The sequence below is a fragment of the Sphingobium sp. AntQ-1 genome (assembly GCF_028538045.1).
Lineage (GTDB): Bacteria > Pseudomonadota > Alphaproteobacteria > Sphingomonadales > Sphingomonadaceae > Sphingobium > Sphingobium cupriresistens.
In genome coordinates this window covers 1,352,501-1,367,926 of the sequence record NZ_CP117158.1, presented here as the reverse complement: position 1 = coordinate 1,367,926, position 15,426 = coordinate 1,352,501, and the positions used below count along the sequence as shown (strand labels likewise).

The 15,426-nt window shown below is 65.5% G+C and carries 16 protein-coding genes and 1 rRNA gene (1 of these 17 running past the window's edge); 14 read left to right on the top strand and 3 right to left on the bottom strand.

Annotated features, from left to right (window positions below; translation table 11 throughout):
• The first annotated feature begins 59 nt into the window (after positions 1-59).
• The 12 genes from sphantq_RS06750 to sphantq_RS06695 all read left to right on the top strand — a co-directional run bounded on the left by sphantq_RS06750 (position 60) and on the right by sphantq_RS06695 (position 11,140).
• The gene (locus sphantq_RS06750; RefSeq protein ID WP_066605733.1) at positions 60-1,325 is read left to right on the top strand and encodes a hypothetical protein; all 1,266 of its coding nucleotides are present in this window, start codon (positions 60-62) and stop codon (positions 1,323-1,325) included.
• Positions 1,322-1,960 carry a chromosomal replication initiator DnaA gene (locus tag sphantq_RS06745; protein ID WP_066605730.1) on the top strand — a complete coding sequence of 213 codons (639 nt, stop codon included), beginning with the start codon at positions 1,322-1,324 and terminating at the stop codon, positions 1,958-1,960. The genes sphantq_RS06750 and sphantq_RS06745 overlap by 4 nt, the downstream gene beginning before the upstream one ends.
• Positions 1,961-1,963: 3 nt before the next feature.
• A complete protein-coding gene (locus sphantq_RS06740) occupies positions 1,964-4,102 on the top strand; it encodes an RNA degradosome polyphosphate kinase (RefSeq protein WP_272799884.1) in 2,139 nt (712 codons plus the stop codon).
• Complete coding sequence (locus tag sphantq_RS06735; RefSeq protein WP_066605727.1) at positions 4,102-5,616, top strand: Ppx/GppA family phosphatase; 1,515 nt, start codon at positions 4,102-4,104, stop codon at positions 5,614-5,616. Before sphantq_RS06740 ends, sphantq_RS06735 begins: the two co-directional genes overlap by 1 nt.
• A gap of 140 nt (positions 5,617-5,756) precedes the next feature.
• A complete protein-coding gene (locus sphantq_RS06730) occupies positions 5,757-6,431 on the top strand; it encodes a queuosine precursor transporter (protein ID WP_272799883.1) in 675 nt (224 codons plus the stop codon).
• A gap of 300 nt (positions 6,432-6,731) precedes the next feature.
• On the top strand, positions 6,732-7,649 hold the full coding sequence (gene argB / locus sphantq_RS06725; RefSeq protein WP_066605722.1) for an acetylglutamate kinase: 918 nt from the start codon (positions 6,732-6,734) through the stop codon (positions 7,647-7,649).
• Between the two features lie 10 nt (positions 7,650-7,659).
• Positions 7,660-8,226, top strand: a complete 567-nt coding sequence (locus sphantq_RS06720; protein ID WP_272799882.1) for a DUF1993 domain-containing protein — start codon at positions 7,660-7,662, stop codon at positions 8,224-8,226.
• Between the two features lie 104 nt (positions 8,227-8,330).
• Positions 8,331-8,645, top strand: a complete 315-nt coding sequence (locus sphantq_RS06715) for a YggT family protein (RefSeq protein ID WP_066605714.1) — start codon at positions 8,331-8,333, stop codon at positions 8,643-8,645.
• Entirely contained in the window at positions 8,642-8,983 is a 342-nt protein-coding gene (locus tag sphantq_RS06710; RefSeq protein ID WP_443021553.1) for a DUF167 family protein, read from the top strand. The genes sphantq_RS06715 and sphantq_RS06710 overlap by 4 nt, the downstream gene beginning before the upstream one ends.
• Positions 8,980-9,873 (top strand): bifunctional methylenetetrahydrofolate dehydrogenase/methenyltetrahydrofolate cyclohydrolase FolD, encoded by an 894-nt coding sequence (gene folD / locus sphantq_RS06705; protein ID WP_272799881.1) that lies wholly within the window; start codon positions 8,980-8,982, stop codon positions 9,871-9,873. Before sphantq_RS06710 ends, folD begins: the two co-directional genes overlap by 4 nt.
• A complete protein-coding gene (locus sphantq_RS06700; protein WP_066605709.1) occupies positions 9,870-10,523 on the top strand; it encodes a YybH family protein in 654 nt (217 codons plus the stop codon). The genes folD and sphantq_RS06700 overlap by 4 nt, the downstream gene beginning before the upstream one ends.
• Positions 10,520-11,140, top strand: a complete 621-nt coding sequence (locus tag sphantq_RS06695) for a MarC family protein (protein WP_066605708.1) — start codon at positions 10,520-10,522, stop codon at positions 11,138-11,140. Before sphantq_RS06700 ends, sphantq_RS06695 begins: the two co-directional genes overlap by 4 nt.
• Before the next feature lie 78 nt (positions 11,141-11,218).
• On the opposite strand, the gene sphantq_RS06690 is transcribed toward sphantq_RS06695, so the two are convergent.
• Positions 11,219-11,899: an OmpA family protein gene (locus sphantq_RS06690; RefSeq protein ID WP_066607368.1), complete on the bottom strand. Its 681-nt coding sequence runs from the start codon at positions 11,897-11,899 to the stop codon at positions 11,219-11,221.
• Between the two features lie 152 nt (positions 11,900-12,051).
• Here sphantq_RS06690 and sphantq_RS06685 point away from each other — a divergent pair, with 152 nt between their 5' ends.
• On the top strand, positions 12,052-13,368 hold the full coding sequence (locus sphantq_RS06685) for a hemolysin family protein (RefSeq protein WP_066605707.1): 1,317 nt from the start codon (positions 12,052-12,054) through the stop codon (positions 13,366-13,368).
• 100 nt (positions 13,369-13,468) lie between these two features.
• On the opposite strand, the gene sphantq_RS06680 is transcribed toward sphantq_RS06685, so the two are convergent.
• On the bottom strand, positions 13,469-13,696 hold the full coding sequence (locus sphantq_RS06680; RefSeq protein ID WP_066605706.1) for a hypothetical protein: 228 nt from the start codon (positions 13,694-13,696) through the stop codon (positions 13,469-13,471).
• A gap of 31 nt (positions 13,697-13,727) precedes the next feature.
• The gene (locus sphantq_RS06675; protein WP_272799880.1) at positions 13,728-14,600 is read right to left on the bottom strand and encodes a helix-turn-helix domain-containing protein; all 873 of its coding nucleotides are present in this window, start codon (positions 14,598-14,600) and stop codon (positions 13,728-13,730) included.
• Positions 14,601-15,277: 677 nt separating this feature from the next.
• Here sphantq_RS06675 and sphantq_RS06670 point away from each other — a divergent pair.
• Positions 15,278-15,426, top strand: a 16S ribosomal RNA gene (locus sphantq_RS06670) (it continues 1,338 nt past the right edge of the window).

Sequence of the window (15,426 nt, the reverse complement as noted above, 5' to 3'; positions counted from 1 at the left end):
GGGGATAAGTCTTGCGTTGCCGCTTGGCATGGCGGGCAATTGTCGCCAAAAGGGCGCGCGTGAGCCTGAGCCAGTCCCTAACCCGCCCCGCAGCCCTTGTGCGCCTGCTCTCGCGGCCCGTCCAGATCCTGTTCGCCATTGCGCTCGGCCTCGCGGCCGCCGCCCTGTTCGCGCAGATGGAGGGGGAGCGCGGCGTGCCGCCGATCGCCAGCGGCGGCGATTTCGAGGTGCGCGGGGTCAAGGTCGATGTGTTCGCCAAGGATGCCGATACGGCCCGCTACACCGGGTGGCGCATGGCGCAGCGGCAGGCGTGGCGGATGCTGTGGACGCGGACCCATGGCGGCGGCGGCGCGCCCGCTTTGTCCGATTCGCAGATCGAGGCGATGGTTTCGGGCATCGAGATCGATTATGAGCAGGCCGGGCCGACCCGCTATGTCGCGACGCTGGGCATCTTGTTCGACCGGGCGCGCACGGGCGCGCTGCTGGGCGTGTCGGGCAATGTGATGCGGTCGCCGCCCCTGCTGGTGATCCCGGTGCTGTGGGACGGCGGATCGGCCGTATCCTATGAGCGCACCAATGAATGGCAGAAGGCCTGGGCGCGATACCGCACCGGCGACAGCGCGATCGACTATGTCCGGGTGGCGGGATCGATCGCCGATCCCATCCTGCTGAACGCCGGCCAGACCGGGCGGCGCGGGCGCTTGTGGTGGCGGGTGCTGCTCGACCAATATGGCGCCGCCGACGTGGTGATCCCGATCGCGCGGCTCGACCGGGCCTATCCCGGCGGGCCGGTGACCGGCACTTTCACCGCCCGCTATGGTCCCGACAACAGCCTGATCGGCAGCGTGACGCTGCGCGCGTCGAACGACAGCGGTTTGCCCAAGATGATGGACGAGGGCGCGCGGCGGATCGACGAGCTGTATATCCGGGCGCTGAACGATGGCCGCTTGCGGCCCGACCCCTCGCTCATCATCGAGGAGCCGGTCGATCCGGCCGCGCTGGAGATCGAAAATGCGGTCGAGGCGCCGGTCGAGGCGGTCGAACTGCCGAGCGTGGTCACGACCGGCACGAGCTTCTCCATCCAGTTCGACACGCCCGATGTCGGGTCGATCGGCGCGGGCGAATCGACGGTGCGGTCGATCCCCGGCGTGCGGGCCGCCAATACCAGCAGCCTGGCGCTGGGCGGCACGTCGGTGATGCAGGTCAGCTTCGACGGCACGGCCGACATGCTGCGCGCGGGGTTGCAGGCGCGCGGCTATAGCGTCGCGGTGTCCGGCACGACGCTGCGGATTACGCGGCGACAGGCGTCCCCGCCCCCGCAATGAGCCAGATCAGCCTGCCCTTCGAATGGCATGGTGGCGCGGGTGATGGCGACTTTCTGGTCAGCGACGCCAACGCCCAGGCGGTCGCGCATCTGGAACGGTGGCGCGACTGGCCGCTGTCGGTGAGCGTGCTGACCGGGCCGCCGCGATCGGGCCGATCCACGCTGGCGCGCCATTTCGCGCGGATCAGCGGCGGCGAGATCATCGACGATGCCCAAGGGCAGGACGAGCATCGGCTGTTCCATGCCTGGAACGCGGCGCAGACCGAACGGCGGCCGTTGCTGATGGTGGGGCTGGCGCCGCCGGCGAGCTGGACCGTGGCGCTGCCCGATTTGCGGTCGCGGCTGGCGGCCGTGACCCATGTCGCGATCCATGAGCCGGACGAGGCGCTGGCCCGCGCGCTGATCGAGCGGGCGTTCGATACCGCCGGGGCGGGCTATGCCGCCGACTTGCCCGACTGGCTGGTGCGCCGGGTCGAGCGCAGCTATGGCGCAATCGCGGCGGTCACGCATTTGCTGGACCGCGCCGCATTGTCATCTGGACGCAAGATTTCTGTCGCACTGGCGAAAGAGGCTCTGCAAGCCGCAGGCTTTCTGCCTATAGTCCCGCCCGATCCCCCTCCTCCGCAACGCGAGTAATCCGTGGCCGAAGCCGATCCCTCCGCCAGCCTGGCGCTGCCCAGTGACCGTTATTTCAACCGCGAGCTGTCCTGGCTGGCGTTCAACCAGCGGGTGCTGGAGGAGGCGATGAACCGCGCCCATCCGTTGCTGGAGCGGCTGCGTTTCCTGTCCATATCCGGCGCGAACATGGACGAGTTCTTCTCCGTCCGGGTCGCGGGGCTGAAGGGGCAGCAGTTGCAGGATGTCGACCTGCGTTCCGCCGACGGGCTGACCCCGGCGCAGCAACTGGCCGCGCTGACCGAGGAAAGCACGCGGCTGATGCTGGCGCAGCAGAAGGTGTGGGGCGCCGTTCACGACGAATTGGCGCAGGTTGGCATCGAGGTGATCGGGCCAGCGAGCGAGATGGACGAGGCCTGCGGCCAATGGTTGCGCGAGCATTTCCTGACGCAGATCTTCCCGATCCTGACGCCTCAGGCGCTCGACCCGGCGCATCCCTTCCCCTTCATCCCCAATCAGGGGCTGTCGATCATCTTCGACCTGCAGCGCTTGTCGGACAAGCAGCCGATTCGCGAGCTGGTCATGATCCCGCCGACGCTGGCGCGGTTCGTGCGGATTCCGGGCGATGCAGCGCGCTACATGGCTTTGGAGGCGGTGATCCGGCGCTTTTCGGCCGACCTGTTCCCCGGCTATCGCGTGCGCAACAGCGGCGTGTTCCGCATCATCCGCGACAGCGACATAGAGATTGAGGAAGAGGCGGAAGATCTGGTCCGCCATTTCCGCAGCGCCATCAAGCGGCGTCGGCGCGGCCGGGTGATCCGCATGGAGATAGAGGAGCGCATCCCCGAACCGGTCGAGGAGATGTTGCAGGATATGCTCCAGGGCCATGAAGCGGTGGTGGTCGAGGTCGAGGGGTTCGTCGGCATTGGCGACCTGTCCGGCATCGTCGACGCCGACCGGCCGGATTTGAAGTTCGAACCCTATGCCCCGCGCTTTCCCGAACGCATCCGCGAATATGGCGGCGACTGTTTCGCCGCGATCCGGGCCAAGGACATCGTCGTCCACCATCCCTATGAGGCGTTCGACGTCGTCGTATCCTTCCTCAAACAGGCGGCGGTCGACCCGGATGTGGTGGCGATCAAGCAGACGCTGTATCGTGCGGGCAAGCAGTCCGCGATCATCCGGGCGCTGATCGATGCGGCCGAGGCGGGCAAGTCCGTGACCGCGGTGGTCGAGTTGAAGGCGCGGTTCGACGAAGAGCAGAATCTGATGTGGGCCGACGCGCTGGAGCGGGCGGGCGTGCAGGTGGTCTATGGCTTCATCGACTGGAAGACGCACGCCAAGATTTCGATGGTGATCCGGCGCGAGGGCGAGCAGTTCCGCAGCTACTGCCATTTCGGCACGGGCAATTATCACCCGATCACGGCGCGCATCTATACAGACCTCAGCTTCTTCACCGCCGATCCGGCCTATAGCCGGGACGCCGCCGCGCTGTTCAACTATATCACCGGCTATGTCGAGCCGGAGCGGCTGGAAAAGCTGGTCATGTCGCCGCGCGACCTGCGCGATACGCTGTGCCGCCTGATCGACGCGGAGATCGACCATGCCCGCGCCGGGCGGCCGGGCAATATATGGGCGAAGATGAACAGCGTGGTCGATCCCGCGATCATCGAGAAGCTGTATGCCGCGAGCAATGCGGGGGTCCAGATCGATTTGATCGTGCGCGGCATATGCTGCCTGCGGCCGGGGGTGCCGGGCATGTCGGAGAATATCCGGGTGAAGTCGATCGTCGGCCGTTTCCTGGAGCATAGCCGCATCGCGGTGTTCGGCAACGGCAAGGCGCTGCCCAATAATGGCGCGAAGGTCTTCATCAGTTCGGCCGACTGGATGCAGCGCAATTTCGACCGGCGGGTCGAGTTCATGGCGCCGATCGAGAACCCCACGGTGCATGACCAGATATTGGACCAGGTGATGGTCGCCAACCTGATCGACACCGAACAAAGCTGGTCGCTGGACAGCGAGGGCCATTATACCCGACTGGAGGCGGGCGACAAACCGTTCAACCTGCACCGGTATTTCATGACCAACCCGTCGCTGTCGGGGCGCGGCGCGGCGCTGGATAATGAAACGGTGCCGACGTTGCGCCTGCGTGGACGCGCCTGATGAATTCGATGCTGAGCCGGGTTCGCGCCGTCGCCGAGAGCATGGCGACGTCGCCGCAGCCGGCCCATGCGCGCACCGCGATCATCGACATCGGATCGAACAGCGTGCGCCTGGTCGTCTATGACGGGCCGCGCCGCATTCCTTTCACCCTGTTCAACGAGAAGGTGATGGCGGGGCTGGGCGCGTCGCTGGCGAAGACAGGCGCGATCGAGCCGGAGGCGATGGACCGGGGGCTGCGCGCCATTGGCCGCTTCGCCCATCTGTGCCGGGCGATGAAGGTGACCGAGATACGCTGCGTCGCCACCGCCGCGGTGCGGGACGCGACCAACGGAGGCGAGTTCATTGCCCGCGCCAAGGATATGGGGCTGACGGTCGAATTGCTGACCGGGGCGCAGGAGGCGATCGGCGCGGCGATGGGGGTGTTGTCAGGCATCCCGAACGCGGACGGCATCGTCGGCGATCTGGGGGGCGGCAGCCTGGAGCTGGCGCGCATCCGGGACGGAGCGGTGGAGCAGACGATTTCGCTGCCGCTGGGCGTGCTGCGCCTGCCGCAAATCCGGGCCAAGGGGCCGCGGATGCTGGAGCGGATCGTGGTCAAGATGCTGGAGAAGGCGGGATGGACGCCGGAACCGGACCTGCCCTTTTATCTGGTCGGCGGGTCGTGGCGCGCGCTGGCGCGGTTCGACATGCAATTGACCAGCTTTCCGCTGCCCGTCGTCCACCAATATGAGATGACCGCCGCGCGGGCGGAGCAGTTGACCCGGATCGTCAGCCATGTCGATCGCACCCGGTTGAAGCAGATCCCGGCGATGACCGGATCGCGCGTGCCGACGCTGCCCGACGCGGCCGCCCTGCTGTCGGTCGTGGTGCGGCAGTTAAAGGCGAGTCGGCTGGTCGTGTCGGCCTATGGCCTGCGCGAAGGGCTGCTGTATGAAGCTTTGCCGGAGGATATAAGGGCGGATGACCCGCTGCTGGTCGCGGCCGAGGCGGAAGGGGAGGCGCAGGCGCGTTTTCGCGGCCATGGCGACCGGATCGACAAGTGGATTGCGCCGCTGTTCGCCGACGACGATGCGGCTGCGCGACGCATCCGCCGGGCCGCCTGCCTGCTGGCCGATGTCGGATGGCGCGCCAATCCCGATTTCCGCGCCGAGCGCGGAGTGGAGATCGCGCTGCACAGCAATTGGGTGGGGATCACCGCGCCGGAACGGGCGATGCTGGCGCAGGCGCTGCATAGCCATTTCGGCGGGGGCATGAGCTGTCCGCCGGGCGTGGAGTTGTTGGCGAAGCCCGAATTATTGCGCCGGGCGGCGCTGTGGGGGCTGGCGATCCGCCTGGCCCAGCGCCTGTCGGGCGGGGTCGAAGGGCCGCTGGCGGTGTCGCGGTTGAGCCGGACGGAGGGGCATATAGAGTTGCAACTGCGGGATTCGGATGCCGACCTCTATGGCGAGACGGTCGAGCGGCGGTTGCGCAATCTGGCGCAGGCGATGGGGGTTAAATATCGGTTGTTGCGGTGAGGGTGGAGGCTTTGCTTTGTTAGGCAAGGTGAGGCTGCGTCCTTCGACAGGCTCAGGACGAACGGAGGTCAGCGCCGTCGCCCCTCCGGCCCGTCGTCACCTGTCTTCCCCTACGCGGTAATTGCCGGTAAGGGCGGCCGATGACTGCTTCCCCCGCGCCCATCAGCCGTTCGCTCTTCGCCTTCTCGATCTTTTATGGCGGCATGGTCTGCATCGCCGGCGTGCTGGGCAACAAGCAGGTCGCGTTGGGGCCGCTGGCGGGGGTCGGGCCGATGGTGGGGCTGGGTCCGCTGGCGGTGGAGGCGGGGATTTTCGCCTTCCTGCTGCTGGTGACGATTTCCAGCGCGGTGGCCGAATTGCATGGCCGCGCGGTCGCGAACCGGCTGGTGCAGATCGGTTTCCTGCCGCTGATCGCGTCGATCCTGCTGTCGATCCTCGTGCTGGCCGCGCCTGCGGCGGGCGACATGGACCCGAAAAGGGCCGAAGCCTTCGCGATGATGATGGGCGGGACGCCGCGCATTTGGGCAGGCGGGATCATCGCCTATGGCATTTCGCAGACGCTGAACGTCACCCTGTTCGCGATGCTGAAAGGGAGGGAGGGCGCGCGGCTATTGTGGTTGCGGGCGGCGGTCGCCAGCATCCTGTCGCAGATCGTCGACACATTGCTGTTCGTGACGATCGCCTTTTACGGGGTGTTTCCGATCGGCGAATTGCTGCTGGGGCAGATGCTGGCCAAGGTGCTGCTGTCGGCGCTGCTGGTGCCGCCTGTCATCTATCTGCTGGTGGCGCTGGGGCGGCGGCTGGATCGCAACTGAGACAGGGAGTGCGACAGTTGTGGCGGGTTCATGATTCTCGTTAGTTGGCGAACTAATTATTTGACTTTCTTCCGCTTCCCTCGCACGACATGCGCTAAATCCGTTCGTCCTGAGTAGCCATTGAGCGAAGTCGAAATGGCGTATCGAAGGATTATACGTAGCGCTTGATGCTTCGATACGGGTCTTCGACTTCGCTCAGCCCCTACTCAGCACGAACGGGGCGAGTTAGGTTGAAGGTTCCCGCTCCAAAGTGCGCCGGCGGGCGATGCGCAAACCTTGCAGCGGGCGTCCTTTAGCCTTATGCGCCCGCGCATGAACAGCAAGCACGCCCCCGATCCCGCGCTCCTGGCGAAGGCCGAAACCCTGGTCGAGGCGCTGCCCTATATGCAGCGCTATGCGGGCAAGACCTTCGTCGTGAAATATGGCGGCCATGCCATGGGCGATCCCGAAGCCGCGCGCGATTTCGCCGAGGATGTCGTGCTGATGAAGGCGGTGGGCATCAATGTCGTCGTCGTCCATGGCGGCGGGCCGCAGATCGGCGCGATGCTGAAGAAGCTGGGCGTCGAATCGCAGTTTATCGGCGGGTTGCGCGTGACCGACGCGGAGACGGCCAAGATCGCCGAGATGGTGCTGGCCGGATCGATCAACAAGGAAATCGTCGGCTGGATCGCCGGGGCGGGCGGTCGTGCGGTGGGCATTTCGGGCAAGGATGGCGGGCTGGTCCTGTGCGAGAAGGTCGGCGGCCGGCGCGAGGCGGACCCCAATTCGGGGATCGAGCGCAATGTCGATCTGGGCTTCGTCGGCGATCCGGTGTCGGTCGACCGGCGCATCCTGGACACGCTGGCGCAGGCGGGCATCATTCCGGTCGTGGCGCCGGTGGGTATCGGCACCGATGGCCATACCTATAATGTCAATGCCGACACCATGGCGGGTGCGATCGCGGCGGAACTGAAGGCGTCGCGCTTCTTCCTGCTGACCGATGTCGCGGGCGTGCTGGACAAGCAGGGGCAGTTGCTGAGCGACCTCGACCCGGCGGCGATCGCCGTGTTGCAGCAGGACGGCACGATCAGCGGGGGCATGATCCCGAAGCTGGAAACCTGCGTCCGCGCGGTCGAGGGCGGGGTGGACGCCGCGGTCATCCTGGACGGGCGGGTGCCGCACGCGATGCTGCTGGAAATCTTCACCGACCAGGGCGCCGGTACGCTGGTGCGGAAATAAGGAACGGCTGATGACGCTGACTTCGCTGATCGTCCCGACCTTTAGCCAGATGCTGGGCACTTTGTCGGGCTGGCTGGACAAGGCGCAGGCGCAGTTGCCCGCCGCGCAGGCGGAGGCGTTGCTATCGGCGCGACTGGCGCCCGACATGTTTCCGTTGGCGACGCAGATCCGCTTCGCCTGCGTGCAGGCGCATGAGGCGGTCTATCGGTTGCAGGGCGAGGCGTTCCCCGCCGCGCTGGACGGATTGCTGAACGAAGGGCGCGAGGCGGGCGAGCGGCCCGGTTCGATTCTGGAGGCGAAGGCGCGGATCGGCGAGGCGCTCGCCCTGTTGCAAAGCCTGTCGGCCGATGCGCTGGACGGGGCTGCGGGTACGCAAATCGCCCACGCGCTGCCCAACGGCATCATCCTGGACCTGACGGCGGAGCAATATGCGCGCGACTGGACGCTGTCCCAATTTTATTTCCACGTCATGACCGCCTATGCGATCCTGCGGGCGCAAGGGGTTGCTCTGGGCAAAGCGGATTATGTCGCGCATATGTTCGGCCATATCCGGCCGGGGACGATGCCCACGGGCTGACCTGTCGTTGATCGAATAAGCCGCGTCGGGCGCTTGTGGCGCAGGGGGCAGATAGCTAGATACGACATTACATTCGCGGCAGCGCAGCATGGAAGGCCGGTAGCTTGTTCGAACTTCTCAACGCCCTGAACGGCATCGTCTATATCGTGCTGGAGGCGATCTGGTGGATCATCATCGTGCAGGCGGTGTTGAGCTGGCTGATCGCGTTCAACGTCATCAATACGTCGAACGAATATGTCCGCAACGGCCTCTATGCGCTCGACCGGATGACCGAGCCGCTCTATCGTCCGGTGCGCAAGGTGCTGCCCGATCTGGGGGCGCTGGACCTGTCGCCGATGGTGGTGTTGCTGGCGGTCATCATATTGCAGGGGCCGGTGCGCGAGAATCTGTTCGCGGCGCTGATGCGGGCCGCGGCCTGAATCCTGTCTGTCCGACCCCCGTCTGGACCATAGCGGGCGACGACCTGTTGATCGCCGTCCGGCTGACGCCGGGTGCGGCGAAAGAGGATATAGGCGGTGGCTGGATCGATGAGCGCAATGCGCGCTGGCTGTCCGCGCGGGTCCGCGCCGTGCCGGAAAAGGGCCGGGCCAATGCGGCGCTGATCGCGCTGCTGGCGAAAGGGCTGGATTGGCCGCGCAGCGCGATTTTGCTGGAATCGGGCGACACCAACCGGCTAAAGCGGCTGCGCATCATCGGTGGCGGCCGCGCGTCGGCGCGCCTGACCGCGCTTATCGAAACATGGGTAGGACAGACATGACCATCGGCAAGATCATCGACGGCAAGGCGTTCGCCGCCACCCTGCGCGACACGGTGGGCGAAGGCGTGGCGGGCTTCGTCGAGGCGACCGGGCGCAAGCCGGGGCTTGCGGTGGTTCTGGTGGGCGAAGACCCGGCCAGCAGCGTCTATGTCCGGTCCAAGGGCAAGATGACGGTCGCGGCGGGCATGGAAAGCTTCGAATTCAAGCGGCCCGACAGCATCGGCGCGGAGGATCTGCTCGACCTGATCGAAGAACTGAACCATGACGAGCGGATCGACGGCATCCTGGTCCAATTGCCGTTGCCGGGGCATATCGACGAGGCGGCGGTGATCGGCGCGATCGATCCGGCCAAGGATGTGGACGGTTTCCATGTCGTCAATTCGGGCAAGCTGGCGACCGGGCAGGAGGCGCTGGTGCCCTGCACGCCGCTGGGCTGCATCATGCTGCTGAAGGACGAACTGGGCGACCTGTCCGGGCTGGAGGCCGTGGTCGTGGGCCGGTCCAACATCGTGGGCAAGCCGATGGCGGCGTTGCTGCTGGCGGAAAGCTGCACCGTGACGATCGCGCATAGCCGCACCCGCGATCTGGCGAGCGTGGTGCATCGCGCCGACATCGTCGTGGCCGCCGTGGGCCGCGCCGAAATGGTGAAGGGCGAGTGGATCAAGCCGGGCGCGACCGTGATCGACGTCGGCATCAACCGCGTGACCGATACCGAGGATGGCAAGGCCCGGATTGTGGGCGATGTCGCCACGGCCGAGGCGCTGGCCCATGTCCGCGCGATTACGCCGGTGCCCGGCGGCGTCGGGCCGATGACGATCGCCGTGCTGTTGCGCAATACGCTGGTCGCGGCCCATGCGCGGGCGGGGCTGGGCAAGCCGGAGGGGTTGTGACGGCGCGGCTGGGGCTGTTGCTTTTGGGTGCGGCGGCTTTGGTCGCCGCCAAACCGCCGCTGCGTTTTCAGCCCGATCCCAGCAGCGTGATCGCGGCGGAGATCGCGTTCAACCGGCTGGCGCAGGAGAAGGGGCAATGGACCGCCTTTGCGCAGACGGCCGCGGACGACGCCGTGATGTTCGTGCCGCAGAAGGTGGTGGCGAAGGAATGGCTGAAGAAACAGGCCAATCCGGCCGCGTCTGTGCGTTGGTCGCCATCGGTGGCCTATGTGTCGTGCGACGGCAATCTGGCCGCCAGCACCGGCAACTGGACCCGGCCGGACGGAGCGGTCGGTTATTTTACGACCATCTGGCGGCGCGACAAGAAGGGGCGCTGGCAATGGATCATGGATCATGGCGACAGGCTGGCCACCGCGCGCGCGACGCCGGAGTTTTTGAGCGGCAAAGTCGCAACCTGCAAGCGCGGCCCGCAGGGGGATGCGCCGCCGCCTTCGTCGGTCAAGCAAGGGGATGCGCCGCCACCGCCCGACGAGAGCCTGATCTGGACCGCGGACGTTGCGACCGACGGCGGCCGGCAGGTGACGGTGCGCATGTGGACCGGCGCGGCCTATGAGACGGTGATCGACGACAAGGTGAGGGCGGAATCATGATCGAGCTGTTCATTTCCGCCTTCGTGACGTTGTTTGTCGTCATCGATCCGCCGGGCTGCGCGCCGATCTATGCCAGCCTGACCAACGGGGCGAGCCCGGCGCAGCGGCGGGCGATGGCGATCCGCGCGGTCGGCATCGCGGCGGCGATCCTGCTGGTCTTCGCGCTGTGGGGCAAGCAGTTGCTGGGCGTGCTGGGCATCGCGCTCGACAGTTTCCGCATTGCAGGCGGCATCATGCTGTTCATGATCGCGATGGACATGGTGTTCGAAAAGCGGACCCAGCGGCGCGAGGACCGGGCGAACAAGATCAGCACCGAAGAGCCGCATGTCGAGGATGTGTCAGTATTCCCGATGGCGATGCCGATGATCGCCGGGCCGGGATCGATCGCGACGGTGATGCTCTTGATGTCGCGCGCCAATGGCATGGCCGAGCGCGGCGTGGTGCTGGGCGCGGTGGTGTTGACGCTGGCGCTGATGCTGGGGGCGCTGATCGCGGCGGGACCGCTGATGGCGCTGCTGGGGCGCAAGATCGAGGCGGTGATCACCCGCCTGCTGGGCGTGCTGCTGGCCGCGCTGGCGGCGCAGTTCGTGATCGACGGGCTGAAGGCGAGTTTTTGAGGGTGAGGGGTGGAGCACGCCCCACCCCAACCCTTCAAACGAGTCACGTGCCTCGTTTGAACCTGAAGGGGAGGGGCTTTAGCCCTTCACGTCGGCTTCGGTGACCGGGGCGATCTTGATTTCGACGCGGCGGTTGGCGGCCTTGCCTTCTTCGGTCGCGTTGGACGCGATCGGCTGGGTCTCGCCAAAGCCGCGCGTGCCGATGCGGGCCGACTGGACGCCCTTGCCAGCCAGATAGCTGGCGACCGACTGGGCGCGACGTTCGGACAGGGTCTGGTTATAGGCGTCGGCGCCGTCACTGTCGGTATGGCCGTACACGTCGATATAGGTTTTGGGATATTGCGCCAGCACCGATGCGACGTCGTTCAGCGTCGGCTGGAACTGGGGCTGAACATCCGCCTGATTATAGGCGAAAGTGATGCCCGACGGCATACGCAGCAGCAGATTGTCGCCGTCGCGGATCACGTCCACGCCGCTGCCGGCGGTTTCTTCGCGCAGCTTGCGTTCCTGGGCGTCCATATAGGCGCCGATGCCCGCGCCCGCGACGGCGCCGATGCCCGCGCCCAGAATCTTTTCGGTGCGGTCGTTGCGGCCGCCGACCAGATCGCCGAGCAGATAGCCGCCCAGCGCGCCGCCGATGCCGCCGATCGCCGCCTTCGAAATGCTGCGCTGGCCCGTGGTCGGGTCCGTCGTGCAGGCCGTGGTGGCGAGCATGGCGGCCAGCCCTGCGGCGCCGATGATGCGGTGAGAAATCCTCATGATCCTGTTCCCTTGTCTTTTTCGCGCCTGTAGGAGCGACTGCCCCTCATAATGGTCGAACATGGCGTTTGTTCCACATGCGAACTGAACCGATGATGAGGGGGATGTTGTGAAATTGAAAGATTAGCGGTTATAGGAGGTAGTTGACCACCATGGCCACGATCCCCCTCCATAATCCGACGCCCTTTCCCTGGGCCGATCTTGTCATCATCCTGGCGCTCGTCGCCTTGAATGGTGTCTTCGCCATGTCCGAACTGGCCATCGTCTCCGCGCGCAAGCCGCGGTTGCAGGGGATGGAGAAGGCAGGGCGCAAGGGCGCGACCACCGCGCTGGCGCTGGCCAGCGATCCGGGCAAGTTCCTGTCCACGGTGCAGATCGGCATCACCCTGATCGGCATCGTCGCGGGCGCCTATTCGGGCGCAAGCCTGGGCGGGCCGACGGGCGAGCGTTTGCAGATGCTGGGCCTGTCGCCCAATCTGGCGGAAAATGCCGGGTTCGCGCTGGTCATCGGCCTGACCACCTATGCGTCGCTGATCGTGGGCGAGCTGGTGCCCAAGCAATTCGCGCTGCGCGCGCCCGAACCGATCGCGGTGCTGGTCGCGACGCCGATGCTGTGGCTGTCGAAGATCACCGCGCCGATCGTTTGGGTGCTGGACGGGTCGAGCAGCCTGATCTTCAAATTACTGCGGCTGGACCGCGAATCGGAACATCATGTGACCGCCGAGGAGCTGCACCTGATCGTCGCGGAGGCCAGCAAGTCGGGCATCATCGAGGAAAGCGAGCGGGCGATCATATCGGGCGTCGTGCGGCTGGCCGACCGGCCGGTGCGCGAAGTGATGACCCAGCGGATGGACGTCGACTGGATCGACATCGCCGCCGACGACGCGACCATCCGCGCCCGGTTGCTGGAAACGCCGCACACCCGCCTGCCGGTGGGGCGCGGGTCGGTGGAGGACATCATCGGCATCGTCCAGGCGCGCGACATCATGACCGCGCTGTTCCGGGGCGAATCCTTGAATGTCGGGGCGCTGATGCGCCGGGCGGAAGTGGTGCCGGACCAGGTCGATGCGATGGACGCGCTGGAAGTGCTGCGCCGGTCCGACGTGCCGATGGTGATGGTCCATGACGAATATGGCCATTTCGAGGGGATCGTGACCCCGGCCGACCTGCTGTCGGCGATTGCGGGCCATTTCGCGTCGGACCGCGACGCCTATGACGACCCGGACATGGTCGAGCGGGACGATGGCAGCCTGCTGGTGTCGGGGCAGATGCCGATTGACCAACTGGCCGAGCGGATCGGCATCGACCTGTCCGAAGACCGCGACTATGCGACGGTGGCGGGCCATGCGCTGTGGCTGCTCAAACGGTTGCCGGAAGTGGGCGATTTTATCGACGACCAGGGATGGCGATTCGAGATTGTGGACATGGATGGGCGCAAGATCGACAAGCTGCTGGTGGCGGAGCGTTAGGAGGGACTCGGCAAATGGGTGAGTTTGACGCCTGTCGACCGGAAGCGGACTGTTCTTGTCCGCCCTTTTGCGCGAAAGGCGGGAGAGGGCTAGACGAGCGTCATGCGTTCAACAGCGGGTGCGTCATGCGCAGGTCGTCGAGCAGACGCTCGATCAGCGCTACATCCTGAAAACTGCCGGTTGGCGTGGCATTCCAGTTGCAATGGGGATGCGTGGCGGTGCTGTAGAGCCTGAGCTTGCCCACCACCTTGCGCCAGTGATGCTTGCTTTTGCCGTGGTCGCGGACCAGCCGGGCCACGAGCAGGTCGGTTAGCTTTTCCGCTGTCATGGCTGGCTATGTAAGAGCGCGGCGCGCGCCGTCAACCTGTCCGCGCGGCGCGATAGGCGCGGGGCGGCTGGCCGATATGGCGGGTGAAGAAGCGTGAGAAATAGGCCGGGTCTTCGAAACCGATAGCATAGGCGATCTCCGCCACCGACAGCTGGGAATAGAGGAGCAGGCGGCGCGCCTCCAGCAAGGCGCGGTCGTCGAGCATCTGGGCGGGGCCGCTGCCCGCGACCTGCGCGCAGGCCTGGCGCAGCGCGGTGAGGCTGGCGCCGAGCGCTTTAGCGTGATCCGCCACGGGTTCGCGCCGGCGGAAGCGTTGTTCGATCCGTTCGCGCAGCCGTGCGACCAGTGCGGCCTGGCGCGCGGTGCCGGGCCGGGCCGCCTGCGCCAGTGTTGCGTGGCGCAGGGCGAAGACCATCAGCGAGAGGAGCGCGGATTCGACGGCGGCGCGCTGGCCTGGGCCGGACCAGCCCAGTTCTTGCGCCATGCGCATGATGATGTCTTGGGCCACAGAGCCGTCCCCGACCGGCAGGGGGACGGCATGAGGATGGGTGAAGAGCGGGGCAAGATCGGCGTCGCGAGTGACCAGATGGCGTAGATAGGCGTCGGCGATGGTGGTGACATGGCCGCGCGACTCGCTGTGCCAGGTGAAGCCGTGGACGATGCCGGCCGGGATCAGCAGCAGGCAGGGCGCGTCGAAACGGACCTGCGCCGCCTCCGCCTGCATCGCGCCGCCGCCTTCGCCGATCAGGATGATATGGTTGAGGTCGCGATGGACATGCGGGCGGATTGTCCATTCGCTGGGGCGGGACCGATCGTCCAGGCTTTCGACATGGACGAAGCCTTCCGCCACGCTGCGCTGGGGTTCGCCATAGAGGTAGAAGCTGGGAATGGGGGCGGTGGTCATGAGGGATCGTCAATCACCGAAGGCGGATCGATGCCGAACATCCTGTTGAAAAGCATGATTTCCGATGCCTTTCCACCGTGCCAAGCATGGTTCCTGAGTGCAAGGGAAATCGCGATGAATCTGCCCTCTCGTACAGACGATAAAAGATAAGATCCCATCTATCCGCTTGAAGGCTGCTTGAAGGCTCCCTTTGATCGGGATGGAGGTTACATGCCTGTGGCGCTTTTCTGATTTTTCGATTTCTCTGCCGTCCATATGGGCGATCGGAGCGCGTTTTTGAAAAAAGTCATTGACCGACTCAGAGGTGGGGCCTAGAGGGCCTCTCACCGGACGGGACGGTGCCTTTGCGGCGCTGCGCCAGACGGTCGCCAACATGGACGGGACGCCCTCCCTCGGAACCAGTTTCGAGGAAGAATGGCTGTCCCTCTTTAGTTGTCGGTTCTTTGACATTGTTGGTCAGATGAAGGGACATGTGGGCGGCGGCTCCGGTCTGTGGCGGCTTTCAGGCGTCATGTGATCGGTTAAATTCAAGCCGTTCCTTATTGGAGCCTACTGAGCTTGCTTGGTAGGTTGTCTATATGTCTCAATATATTCCACAAGACTATATTGTGCAGGAATGGCTCCTGGAAATGAGCGGTATATATTGGCCTTATTCCGGCTGGTATGTATCGGACATCAAACTTGAGAGTTTGATCCTGGCTCAGAACGAACGCTGGCGGCATGCCTAATACATGCAAGTCGAACGAGACCTTCGGGTCTAGTGGCGCACGGGTGCGTAACGCGTGGGAATCTGCCCTTGGGTTCGGAATAACGTCGGGAAACTGAC

What these genes read in the sequence shown, in the direction of transcription:
- argB (WP_066605722.1), top strand. Translation starts at nt 6,732, where the DNA reads ATGCGCCCGCGCATGAACAGCAAGCACGCCCCCGATCCCGCGCTCCTG.
- folD (WP_272799881.1), top strand. Translation starts at nt 8,980, where the DNA reads ATGACCATCGGCAAGATCATCGACGGCAAGGCGTTCGCCGCCACCCTG.
- sphantq_RS06720 (WP_272799882.1), top strand. Translation starts at nt 7,660, where the DNA reads ATGACGCTGACTTCGCTGATCGTCCCGACCTTTAGCCAGATGCTGGGC.
- sphantq_RS06695 (WP_066605708.1), top strand. Translation starts at nt 10,520, where the DNA reads ATGATCGAGCTGTTCATTTCCGCCTTCGTGACGTTGTTTGTCGTCATC.
- sphantq_RS06730 (WP_272799883.1), top strand. Translation starts at nt 5,757, where the DNA reads ATGACTGCTTCCCCCGCGCCCATCAGCCGTTCGCTCTTCGCCTTCTCG.
- sphantq_RS06675 (WP_272799880.1), bottom strand. Translation starts at nt 14,600, where the DNA reads ATGACCACCGCCCCCATTCCCAGCTTCTACCTCTATGGCGAACCCCAG.
- sphantq_RS06745 (WP_066605730.1), top strand. Translation starts at nt 1,322, where the DNA reads ATGAGCCAGATCAGCCTGCCCTTCGAATGGCATGGTGGCGCGGGTGAT.
- sphantq_RS06685 (WP_066605707.1), top strand. Translation starts at nt 12,052, where the DNA reads ATGGCCACGATCCCCCTCCATAATCCGACGCCCTTTCCCTGGGCCGAT.
- sphantq_RS06735 (WP_066605727.1), top strand. Translation starts at nt 4,102, where the DNA reads ATGAATTCGATGCTGAGCCGGGTTCGCGCCGTCGCCGAGAGCATGGCG.
- sphantq_RS06690 (WP_066607368.1), bottom strand. Translation starts at nt 11,899, where the DNA reads ATGAGGATTTCTCACCGCATCATCGGCGCCGCAGGGCTGGCCGCCATG.
- sphantq_RS06680 (WP_066605706.1), bottom strand. Translation starts at nt 13,696, where the DNA reads ATGACAGCGGAAAAGCTAACCGACCTGCTCGTGGCCCGGCTGGTCCGC.